This window comes from Devosia sediminis, from assembly GCF_016411825.1.
GTDB lineage: Bacteria > Pseudomonadota > Alphaproteobacteria > Rhizobiales > Devosiaceae > Devosia > Devosia sediminis.
Genome location: NZ_JAEKMH010000003.1, coordinates 82,018 through 93,393, shown reverse-complemented (window position 1 = coordinate 93,393; position 11,376 = coordinate 82,018). Strand labels below are relative to the sequence as shown.

General features: G+C 64.0%; 9 protein-coding genes. 2 read left to right on the top strand and 7 right to left on the bottom strand.

The window, feature by feature from the left end:
• Positions 1 to 2: 2 nt before the first annotated feature.
• The 3 genes from JEQ47_RS13510 to JEQ47_RS13500 are packed head-to-tail and all read right to left on the bottom strand — an operon-like array spanning position 3 to position 3,110.
• Positions 3 to 899: a carbohydrate ABC transporter permease gene (locus JEQ47_RS13510; protein ID WP_198876969.1), complete on the bottom strand. Its 897-nt coding sequence runs from the start codon at positions 897 to 899 to the stop codon at positions 3 to 5.
• Positions 889 to 1,830, bottom strand: coding sequence for a carbohydrate ABC transporter permease (locus JEQ47_RS13505; RefSeq protein WP_198876968.1), 942 nt, complete (start codon positions 1,828 to 1,830; stop codon positions 889 to 891). The genes JEQ47_RS13510 and JEQ47_RS13505 overlap by 11 nt, the downstream gene beginning before the upstream one ends.
• A 2-nt stretch (positions 1,831 to 1,832) precedes the next feature.
• Positions 1,833 to 3,110: an ABC transporter substrate-binding protein gene (locus JEQ47_RS13500; protein ID WP_198876967.1), complete on the bottom strand. Its 1,278-nt coding sequence runs from the start codon at positions 3,108 to 3,110 to the stop codon at positions 1,833 to 1,835.
• Between the two features lie 433 nt (positions 3,111 to 3,543).
• Between JEQ47_RS13500 and JEQ47_RS13495 the strand changes: the two genes are divergently transcribed.
• Both JEQ47_RS13495 and JEQ47_RS13490 read left to right on the top strand, forming a co-directional pair.
• The gene (locus tag JEQ47_RS13495) at positions 3,544 to 4,482 is read left to right on the top strand and encodes a LysR family transcriptional regulator (protein WP_198876966.1); all 939 of its coding nucleotides are present in this window, start codon (positions 3,544 to 3,546) and stop codon (positions 4,480 to 4,482) included.
• A 61-nt stretch (positions 4,483 to 4,543) separates the two neighbouring features.
• Entirely contained in the window at positions 4,544 to 7,456 is a 2,913-nt protein-coding gene (locus tag JEQ47_RS13490; protein WP_198876965.1) for an FAD-binding and (Fe-S)-binding domain-containing protein, read from the top strand.
• Positions 7,457 to 7,585: 129 nt separating this feature from the next.
• Here JEQ47_RS13490 and JEQ47_RS13485 read toward each other — a convergent pair whose 3' ends face one another.
• The 4 genes from JEQ47_RS13485 to JEQ47_RS13470 all read right to left on the bottom strand — a co-directional run bounded on the left by JEQ47_RS13485 (position 7,586) and on the right by JEQ47_RS13470 (position 11,364).
• Entirely contained in the window at positions 7,586 to 8,503 is a 918-nt protein-coding gene (locus JEQ47_RS13485; protein ID WP_198876964.1) for a hemolysin family protein, read from the bottom strand.
• 198 nt (positions 8,504 to 8,701) lie between these two features.
• Positions 8,702 to 9,175, bottom strand: coding sequence for an rRNA maturation RNase YbeY (gene ybeY, locus JEQ47_RS13480; RefSeq protein WP_198876963.1), 474 nt, complete (start codon positions 9,173 to 9,175; stop codon positions 8,702 to 8,704).
• 11 nt (positions 9,176 to 9,186) lie between these two features.
• Positions 9,187 to 10,248 (bottom strand): PhoH family protein, encoded by a 1,062-nt coding sequence (locus JEQ47_RS13475; protein ID WP_236020875.1) that lies wholly within the window; start codon positions 10,246 to 10,248, stop codon positions 9,187 to 9,189.
• Positions 10,249 to 10,476: 228 nt separating this feature from the next.
• Positions 10,477 to 11,364: a dihydrodipicolinate synthase family protein gene (locus JEQ47_RS13470; protein ID WP_198876961.1), complete on the bottom strand. Its 888-nt coding sequence runs from the start codon at positions 11,362 to 11,364 to the stop codon at positions 10,477 to 10,479.
• Positions 11,365 to 11,376: the final 12 nt, after the last annotated feature.

The window sequence follows — 11,376 nt, the reverse complement described above, 5'->3', positions numbered from 1 at the left end:
GGCTAGCGTTTCATACCGGTCGTGGCGATGCCTTCGATGAGGAACCGCTGGAAGATGAGGAAGAAGACGAAGATCGGCACGATGGAGAGCACGCTCATGGCAAAGAGCCCGCCAAAGTCGCTTTCGCCCGTGGAGTCCACGAAGGTGCGGAGACCCAAGGTTACCGTGTAATCCTGCATGCGATTGAGGAAGATGAGCGGTCCGAAGAAGTCGTCCCAGGTCCAGATGAAGGTGAAGATGGCTGCCGTCACCAGAACGGGGACGGAAAGCGGCAGCATGATCTTCCAGTAGATGCGCCAGGGTCCGGCGCCGTCCATCATCGCCGCCTCGTCCAGCTCGCGCGGAATGCCGCGGAAGAACTGCACCATGAGGAAGATGAAGAAGGCGTCGACGGCAAGGAATTTCGGCACGACCAGCGGCAGGATGGTGTTGATCCACCCCAGGTCGCGGAACAGCACATATTGCGGGATGATGGTGACCTGGCCGGGCAGCATCAGGGTCATCATCATCATGGCGAACCAGAAGTTCTTGAACTTGAACTCCAGCCGCGCGAACGCATAGGCCGCCATCGAGCAGGCAATGAGATTGCCGACGATGGAGAGAATGGCGATCACGAACGAGTTCATGAAGAAGACGCCGAAGCTGACGCGCATGGCGTTCCAGCCACGGAAATAGGCGTCGATATCCCAATCCGCCGTCGGCCAGATGCCGGTGTTGAAGATCTGGTTGTCGGGCTTGAACGAAGCCGCGAGGAGCCAGAGCAGGGGATAGAGCATCAGGATCGAAGCAGAGATCAGCGCCGTATGGGCGAGGACCGAGACGATCCGCTTCCGCATCCGCGCCGAGGGGTCGTTTTCGGCCCCGGTCACCACGGTCAGCTTGTGTGCATCAGTCGTCATAGTGCACCCAGTATTTCGAGGTGAGGAAGGAGAAGGCGGTGAAGCACGCGATCAGGAACAGCAGGAACCAGGCGAGGGCCGATGCGTAGCCCATGCGGAAGAAGCTGAAGGCCTCGTTGTAGAGATAGAGCGCATAGAACAGCGTCGAGTTGATCGGCGAGCCGGTGCCGTTGGAGATGATAAAGGCCGGCGTGAAGCTCTGGAAAGCATTGATGGTCTGGATGATGGCGTTGAAGAACACCACGGGGGTCAGCAGCGGCAGGGTGATCTTCCAGAACTGGCGCCACTTGCCGGCGCCGTCGAGACTGGCTGCCTCGTACATGTCCTGCGGAATCTGCCGCAGACCGGCGAGGAAGATGATCATGGGCGAACCGAACTGCCAGATCGACAGGATGATCAGCGTCCAGAGCGAGTAATTGGGGTTGGAAATCCAGCTCGGGCCGACAATGCCGAAGATGGACAGGAACTGGTTGACGAGGCCGTCGCCGGCAAAAATCTGGCGCCACAGGATGGCGATGGCGACCGATGCGCCGAGCAGGCTCGGTAGATAGAACAGCGCGCGATAGAGCGGCAGGCCCTTCATGCCGCGGTTGAGCAGCATGGCGATGGCCAGAGCGAAGGCGAGCTTCAACGGCACCGAGAACAGCACGAAGGTGAAGGTGACGCGCATGGCGGCCGCAAAATTGCGGTCATTGGTGAACATGCGTTCGTAATTGGCGGTGCCAATCCACTGCGCCGGCGTCAGCAGGTCGAAGTCGGTGAAGCTCAGGTAGAGCGAGGTGATCATCGGGCCGACCGTGAGGCCGATAAAGCCGATCAACCAGGGCAGCAGGAAGAGATAGCCGGGGGCGTGGTTTTGCCACGCCCTCGACCATTTCGTGGTGCTGAATGCGGCATTCTGCGGAGCCGCTTCTGCCGCATTCACAGCCATTGTTAGCTGGCCGCGCGATTAAGAATGGCGGTCGCTTCGTCGACGAAGAACTGACCGGCATCTTCCGCGGAACGGCCACCGAAGCCGACTTCCTGGCTCAGCACGCGCAGCAGCGAGGTGTCGATTTCACCAGCGGCAGCCGGCGGGGACGGCGGCAGCGGTCCGAGCAGGTCGCCCAGGTTCGACACGAAGTTGAGCGCGATCTGGCTCTGTTCGTCGAGGGTCGGGGTGATGGCTTCGCGGACTGAGGCGTTGCAGGGAATGCCACGCTCGACGCCGAGGATCTTGCCGGCTTCCGGATCGGTGACGAAGTACCGGATGAAATCGGCAGCAGCCTGCTTTTCGGCAGCAGTGCCACCGACCGAGAAGAACATAGAGGGCTTGCGATAGTGACCGCCGCCAACACCGGCTTCGATGCGCGGATAGGAGGTGATGGTCAGGGTATCGTCGTTCACCGACTGGTGGATCACGAGCTGGTTGGAGTTCGAAGGCAGGAGAGCTGCCTTTTTGAGCGCCACCATGCTGGTTTCCGGCGCGCCGGTATCGAGGGCATTGTCTTCAGCCGAGACGATATAGCCCTTTTCGCGGAAGCCGTTCCACATGGCGAACCATTCGGTCGCGTCGGCAGCATCGAAGCCCAGCTTGCCTTCAGCGGTGTAGAGGGCCTTGCCGCGCTGACGCAGCCAGTTGTCGAGGAAGGGTTCGGAACCCGAGCCGTCCGACATCGCAGCCATGCCGTTGCCGGCAGCCTTGAAGGCCTCGCCCAGGCGCTCGATATCGGCATAGGTCCAGGAATTGTCTGGAACGGCTTCGCCGATGGCTTCGAATGCGGTGACGTTGGCCAGCATGGCGACCGAGTTGGCGCCGAGCGAAATGCCGTAGAGCTTGCCGTCGACCTTGCCGCCTTCGAGCTGGTCGGCGTCGAATTCACCCAGGTCGCCGATAATGTCGTCGAGCGGGGCAATGGCGTTGCGGGTGGCGTATTCCACGATGAAGCGATAGTCCATCTGGATGACGTCCGGGGCGGTGCCACCGGCGGTCTGGGTCGCCAGCTTGGGCCAGTAGTCGTTCCAGCTCAGGAATTCACCCTCGACGCCGGGATTGCCGGCGGCCGCATAGGCGTCGGTCACGGCATAGGTGCGGTCGGCGCGAGCCTGGCCGCCCCAGAAGATCAGGCGCAGGGCATTCTGAGCCCAGGCCGGGCTGACGCCAAGGGCGGCGGCAGCGGCAAGTGCCGAGGATCCCATCAGGAATTCACGGCGTCCAAGTCGAATTGTCATGTCTTTCCTCCCATGAACAGTTGCCGATCCGCCTTGCGGAACCGGCGAGCGATCAGCGACCTCCCGTCGCTAAATCACCAACTGGTTACTACGTTAGGGCCTTTGTTGTGGTTGTCAATCACAATTGGCCCCGGGTTTTGTGCAGGTGCTGACTGAGCCCGGACACAAATAACCAGCCAGTTACGCCCAATACCACACAAGCGCGCCTTGCAGCAACCAGCTTGTATGGAAGTTGCCCCACGTCACCGAAGCTACCCGGCGACGTGATCGCCCGGTCGTGCGGATGCGGTAGGGCATTGGGGCGGCCGGTCTCCTCAGGCGGCAGCCATCTCCTCTCAAGGGGCAGACTGGCGCAAAAAAATCGATTGGAAAAGAACGAATTTCCGGCAACACTATAGAAAATATCTATAGCTCAGATGCCGGAGGTCGGCCGATGGACAAGCTTCTTTCCCAGTTTTTGGCCGTGGCGGACGCCGGCACGCTGAGTGGTGCGGCGACAGCCCTGTTCGTCACCCAGCCGACGCTGAGCTTCAACATGAACAAGCTCGAGCAGACGATCGGCGTCCCGCTGTTCGATCGCTCCTCCCGCGGCATGCACCTCACGCGCTATGGCGAAACCCTCTACGAAAATGCCAGGCTGATGCAGCGGCTCTACGACAATACGCTCAATGCCATTGCCGACCAGAAGCGCGGAACCGAGCGCGGCCTCAGCATCGGCTCGGGCTATTCGTGGTGGACCATGTTCCTGCGGGACATGATCATCGACTACCAGCGCGAATTTCCCAAGGCGCCGGTGCAGGTGAGCCTCGGCAACCAGCTTCGCCTGATGGACCAGATGCTCTCGGGCGACATTTCGATGTTCCTGGCCCATGAGGTCGATGGGCTCAGCGGCGCCATCGGCACCGACTTCATTCCCCTCACCCGGGTCTACAATGCGTTTTTCGTGCGCGAGGGACACGCCCTCCTGGAGCGCCCGCAAAGCCTGGCGGAGATCGACACGTACCCAATCGTCATCAGCTCGCTGGCGGAAAGCCGGCACGAGCGGTTCTTCGATCCGTCGCGCCGCCGCACCCGGGTCGAGACCGTATTCGACCGCACGACGGTGGCATTCCGCACCAATTCGCTGGCCGCCTGCGTCGACTATGCCCTCGCCACCGATGCGGTGCTGGTCCACACCCATGTGATGCGGGACGATTTTCGCAAGCGTGGCCTGGTTGAGGTCGAGCAGCGCGATGAACCCAAGCGCGCGGTGACCGGCATCTATGTGCTCAAGGAGCGCCGCGGCGAAGACCGGGTGGAAGACCTGATAGACCGCATTACCCGCGCCGCCCATGCCGCGCTGCCGCCCTGGAAGCCTGCGGACGGAACCTGAGCGCAACCGGGAACGCGGATTTTGGTTTTCCGGCGGCTGGCTGACATGTTAGTTTGCGGCCATGCAAGCCCCGACGTCCTCCCTCCAAGCCCGCGCCCAGACACCAGACCGTCTCGCCGCCGGTGAACGCGTTGCCGCCCGCCTCAAAGGCCAGGTGCGCGGCGCCATCCATACCGACCCGCTGATGACCTATGCCTGGAGCGGCGATGCCAGCTCCTACCGGCTGATTCCGGCCGTGGTGGTGTTCATCAACAGCGAGGACGAGGTGCGGGCCGTGTTCCAGGCTGCCCGTGCGGAGGGCCTGCCGGTGACGTTCCGCGCCGCCGGGACGTCGCTCTCGGGCCAGGCGGTGACCGATGGCGTGCTCGCCGTGCTCGGGGATGGTTGGCGCAAGCTGGTGGTTCATCCGGGCGCCGATCAGGTCACGCTGGGGCCGGCCGTCATCGTCGCCGAGGCGAACCGGGCCTTGAAGCCGTTCGACCGCAAGATCGGCCCCGATCCGGCCAGCCAGGCCACCTGCAAGATCGGCGGCGTGGTCAACAACAACTCATCGGGCATGTGCTGCGGAGTGGCGCAGAACACTTACCACACCATGGCGCGCCTCCGGATCGTCTTGCCCGACGGCACCATGCTCGATTCAGGGGACGAAGCGAGCCGCGACGCCTTTCGCCGAAGCCACGGCGCCATGCTGGAAGAGTTGCATCGCCTCCATCACGAGATTGCCGACGATGCCGAACTCACCGCGCTGATCCGCCACAAATACAAGATCAAGAACACGGTCGGCTATTCGCTCAATGCGCTGGTGGATTACCACGACCCGCTCGATATCCTGATCCACCTGATGGTTGGTTCGGAAGGGACGCTCGGCTTCGTCTCCGAGGTCACCTACAACACCGTGCCCGAGCATCCGTTCAAGGCAACGGGGCTGATCCCCTTCCCCGATCCGCAATCGGCGGGCCGTGCCATTATCGAAATGGCCAATGGTGGGTTGCAGGTGACGACCGGGATCACTGCGGCCGAATATATCGAGCGGCGGGCGCTGGCCACGGTGGAGCATCTGGCACCGATGGCGCCGCTGTTGCCTTGGCTCACGCCCGATTCCCCGGCGGTGCTGATCGACGTCACCGCGCCCGACGAGGCGACGCTGCTGGCCGAGATCGCCAAGGCCGAGGCGCTGCTGGCGCGGCATGGCGCCACCCATATCGATCTCAGCCAGGACGCGCATCGCAGCCACGCGCTCTGGGACATCCGCAAGGGCTTCTTCACCTCGGCCGGCGCGGCGCGCCCCAAGGGCACGATCATGCTCACCGAGGACGTGGCGGCGCCGATCGAAAGATTGGCCGACTTCGTCGTCGACCTGCGCGAGATGCTCGATCATCACGGCTATCAGGATGCTGTCATTTTCGGGCACGCGCTCGCGGGGAACCTCCATTTCCAGATGGGCGACGATTTTTCGAAAGCCGGCGCGGCGGAGAAATTCGACCTTTTCAATCGCGAACTCTCGACGCTGGTGTCGCTGCGCTATGGCGGCTCGCTCAAGGCCGAGCACGGCACGGGCCGCGCCATCGCGCCCTTTGTCGAGACCGAATGGGGCGCGAAGGCCTATGCAATCATGCATCGCATCAAGGGGCTGTTCGATCCCGAGCGCCTGCTCAATCCGGGCGTGCTGCTCAATGACGACAAGCATATCCACGTCAAGAACCTGAAGCTGATGCCGCTCAGCGACGCGACCGTGGATCTTTGCATCGAATGTGGGTTCTGCGAGCCGGCCTGCCCCAGCCACCATATGACGCTGACCCCGCGCCAGCGCATTGCCGTGACCCGCGAGCGGGAGCGCCTGCGCGCCACGGGCGAGGACCCGGCGCGGCTGGCGCGGCTCGATGCGGATTTCCAATATGCCGGCATGGATACCTGCGCGGCCTGCAATCTCTGTTCGCTGCGCTGTCCCGTCGGCATCGAGACCGGCACCATGATCATGGGCGAGCGCGCAAGACGCCGTGGCCCGGTGGCGCACAAGGTGGCGCGGGTCGCAGCCGACCATCGCGGCGCCGTCGAGACGATGATGCGCGGTGGCGTGGCGCTGGCCGATGCGGCGCGCGTGGTGATCCCGGCGCCGGCCGTGGAGGTCATCACCGAGACGGCGCGACGCCTGACCAACAAGCGCGTGCCCCGCGTGTCGCGGGCTCTGCATCACGGTCCCGGCGCGCCACGGGCTCGCGAGACCCGGCAGGATCCGCGCCGGACCGGCTTTCCGGTGCCCATCGCCCAGACCGGACGGCAGCAGGTGGTGTATTTTCCCGCCTGCCCCAGTCGCATGTTCGGGGCGCCGAAGACCCGCCATGGGCTGCTCGATACCCCGGCGGCAATGATCGCGCTGCTGGAACGGGCCGGCTATGACGTGATCGTGCCCGAACATCTCAACGGTCAGTGCTGTGGCCAGCCATTCCAGTCCAAGGGGTTTCCGGAGGAGGCCGATCGGGTCGGGGGGGCGCTCAAGAGCGCGCTCTCAACCCATTCCGATGCCGGCCGCCTGCCTGTCGTGACCGATGCCTCGACCTGCGCCAAGCACCTCAAGGAATTTCCGGGCGATGCGCCGGTTGCCGATTCGGCGCAGTTCCTGGTCGAGAAGGTGCTGCCCCGATTGACGATCACGCAGAAACTGCCCGTCGTTGCCGTGCATCACAATTGCTCGGCCCAGCGCCTGGCCGAGCAGCCGATGACCGAGGCCGTCGCGGCGGCCTGCGCCGAGCGGATCGCGGTGCTCACCTCGATCACCTGCTGCGGCTATGCCGGGGACAAGGGTCTCTTCATCCCCGAGCTCAATGCCCATGCCACGCGGCGGGTCGGAATGGACATCCCCGAAGGCTGCGAGCTGGGCGTCTCGACGGTGTCGACCTGCGCTTCGGGGCTCACGGAACGCGCCGAGCTGCCATTCGTCGGGCTGGCCAGCCTGCTGGAATGGGCGAGCCGGTAGGCTAGAGGAGGTCACCCCACCCTCAGTCCCTCCCCATCAAGGGGAGGGAGGCGCTGGGTGCTGCGCCTGTGTTCATCGTCTCCCTCCCCCTTGTGGGGAGGGATCAAGGGTGGGGGTCTGCGAGAGCCCTTATTCCGCCGCGGCGCGTTCGGCCTCGGGGCGCTGGTCGGTGATGGCCAGCGGCTCGACATGGGTGATGGCGCGCTTGCGATGGATGCGGAGGCGCTTGATGCGGCGGCTGTCGGCGGCCAGGACTTCGAATTCGAAGCCGTCGAGGCCGCTGACCCGCTCGCCGCGCTTGGGCACGTGGCCGGCAAGGTCGAAGACCAGGCCGCCAATGGTCTCGACATCCGCGGCCAGTTCGCCGGGATCGAAATCCGGGCCGATCAGAGCCTGCACGTCCTCGAGTTCGGCACGGGCATTGGCGACATAGGTGTCCTCGCCGACCTTGCGGATCAGCGCGGCCTCCGTCTCGTCATGCTCGTCCTCGATCTCGCCGACCACGGCCTCGAGCAGGTCCTCGATGGTCACGAGCCCGTCGGTGCCGCCATATTCGTCGACCACGATGGCCATGTGGGTGCGGCTGGCGCGCATGGATTGCAGGAGGTCGGCCGCCGGCATGAAGGTGGGCACGAACATGGCCGGGCGGGTAATGCCGAGCTTGCCGATCTTCTGCCGCAGGGCGGTCGAGAGCAGCTTCACCGGCACCTCCTTTTCAGGATCGGTGACCGGCTCGGTAATTTTGGAAAGGGCATCCTTGATGTGGATGAAGCCCTTGATATCGTCGAGCCCGCTTTCATAGACCGGCAGGCGCGAGTGGCCGACCTGGCGGAAGCGGGCGATCAGCGCACCGAGATTGATATCTGCCTGCACGGCCTGGATGTCCGAGCGCTCGACCATGACGTCGTCGATCGACACTTTGGAGAGTTTCAGGACATTCTGCAGGATCAGGCGTTCGCTTTCCGAAAAGTCGGCCGTTTCGGGGCTGTCCTTTTCATCGAGCGCGACCTGCAGGTCATCGCGCAGGGACACGGTCGTGCGGGCCATCAGGCTCCGGAGACGGTGCAGCAGCCTTTGCCCCCACGAGGTGGCGGGGGCGGGACTAGAGGGAGGCTCGGGGTTTTCAGCCACCCGTGGGGCCTTGTCTTGGCTATCGTTCATTCATCTCGCGCCGTCCCGATTGACGGCTTCATGTCTGTCCAAGGTGCGGAATGCCCCGCAATGGCAGGGGTTCCCTGGCAGTAATCAGTCGGCATAGGGATCGTCGATCCCCAACCCTGCCAGTATCTGGGTTTCCAGCCCTTCCATTTGAAGGGCTTCCGCCTCATCGAGGTGATCATACCCTAAAATGTGGAGAAAGCCATGCACCATTAGATGGGTGAAGTGATCTTCAAGGCTCTTGCCCAGGTCGGCGGCCTCGCGCTCCAGGGTTTCGCGGGCCAGCGTGATGTCGCCAAGAATGCCGATGACCGGCGCAAACGGCTCGATCTGGGGGAAGCTCAACACATTGGTGGCGCTGTCCTTGCCGCGCCACTGGGCATTGAGTTCGCGCTGCTCGGCATCGTCAGTGAGCAGAACCGAAATCTCGGCCGCGCCCTTGAGCTTGGGCCTGGCGCCGGCCAGCGCGGCGAGGACGGCTTTTTCGGCAAGGGCATCGAAATGTTCGGGCCAGCCCTCCGCATTGCGGATGACGGCGATTTCCAGCGGCGGGGTCGGCATGGTCTTCTGGATCAGCTCCGAGGCAAAGTGCCCAATGTCCGCGCCAGGCCGTCGGTATCGCCTTCTTTTTCGGCAAGGCGGCGCGCGCTGTCTGCCTCATAGGCCCGGACAATGCGGCCCACAAGGGCGTGACGCACCACGTCCTTGTCGTTGAAGCGGGAAATATGCACGCCCTCGACGCCGTCGAGCAGCTTGACCGCTTCCACGAGGCCAGATTTCTCGCCGCGCGGCAGGTCGACCTGGGTCGGGTCACCGGTGACGATCATCTTGGAGTTTTCGCCCAGGCGGGTCAAAAACATCTTCATCTGCATCGACGTGGTGTTCTGCGCCTCGTCGAGGATGACCACGGCATTGGCAAGGGTGCGGCCGCGCATGAAGGCGAGCGGCGCCACTTCGATAATGCCCGAATTGATGCAGCGCTCGACATTTTCGGGCTTCATCATGTCGTAGAGGGCGTCGTAAAGCGGGCGCAGATAGGGATCGACCTTTTCCTTCATGTCGCCGGGCAGGAAGCCGAGGCGTTCGCCTGCCTCCACCGCCGGGCGCGAAAGGATGATGCGGTTGATGTCGCCGCGCTCGAGCAGCGAAGCGGCGTGCGCCACGGCCAGATAGGTCTTGCCCGTACCGGCGGGGCCGATGCCGAAGACCAGTTCCGAGCGCTCCATGGCACGCATATAGGCGTCCTGTGCCGGGGTGCGGGCGACAATGGTGGATTTGCGCGTGGCGATCTGGGCCATGCGCACCTTGCCCTTGCGCTCCAGCGTCGGCAGGGTGAGCTGCGAATCTTCGGTCTCGATCATGCGGATGACCGCATCGACATCGGCAATATCCATGGCGCGCCCCTCTTCGAGGCCGGCATAGAGCGATTCGAGCACACGGCGCGCCTGGTCGACCTTACTGGCCGCGCCTTTCAAGAGCACATGGTTGCCGCGCGGCGTGGCGCTGACGGCAAGGCGCTGTTCGATGAGGGCGAGGTTCTGGTCGAAATCGCCGTAAAGCTGGGCAGCCAGGCGATTGTCTTCAAAGGCGAGTTCGAGTTGCGATGCAAGGGCGTTATCGGCGGTGGGTGGCAAGTGCCTGCTCAAACTTTCTCGGCTCCCGGAGGGGGCGCCGCGGAGCGCGTCGCCCAGTGCAGTAACGACGCTAGGATGATTTGCGTTCGCTGTCTGTAGATATTTTGTGACGTTTTGACGGGATTCAGCCAGGCAGGAGCGCCATGTCGCCTCGCTGGATCGCTTGGCCCTTCGTCTGGGCGGAGGCATGGATTGCCCGGTCAAGCCGGGCAATGACGTGGTGTTGGGTCAGGCGTGAATGCGATTGACGGCCTCGGCCACGCGCCGTTGGGCTTCGGCCGGAAGCGGCAGGATGGGGCGCGGTGGCCGTGCCGTGGTCAGCCCCAGAAGATCGACCATCGTATAGACGACACGGAGGCTGGTGAGCTCCTTGCAGAGGGCAAAGAGCGGGGCCAGTTGACCTTCAAGCTCGCGCACCCTGGCTGCGTCTCCCGACTGAGCCGCCCGGACCAGGGCGAGGATCGGGCCAGGGATGGTACCCGCGAGAACCGAGAAGAAGACGTCGCTGCCCGCCAGCATGGCGTCGCCCATGCCCCAGTCACCACTGAAGCCTAGCGCAAAACCGGGCTCTACCCGCGCGCGAACGGCAGCCAGATGGCCGGCAAAGTCGCCATTCGCCGGCAGCGGCATCTTGATGGCGGCAATGCTGGGTCGCTGGGTCAGGCGGGCGACCAGATCGATGCCGAAGCTGAAATTGGTGGTGCCGGGATTGTCGTAGATGCAGAGCGGCAGGCGCGAGGCTTCGGTGACCGCGAGGAACTGCTGGTACACCTCTTCGTCAAGCAGCTTGTTGTAGGAAACCGGCGCCAGCAGCAGACCGGATGCCCCACCGGCTTCGGCGTCGCGGGCCAGATCACAGGCCTGGTCGGTGCGCAAGGCGCCGACGCCGACGATCAGCGGCACCCTACCCTCGACGCATTCTGCGGCAGCGTCGATGGCTCGGCGCCGCTCCTCGCGCGTCAGAAACGCATAGGTGCCGGTGCTGCCGAGGAGGCCGATGGAATCGACGCCGGCAGCCACGAGCCGCTCCAGCAGCCGGCCCAGCGCCTCGGTGTCCACGCGCCCGGCCTCGTCGGCGGGCGTGATGGGAAAAGCGGACAGGCCGTTGAACACCACGTTTGTCTCCGT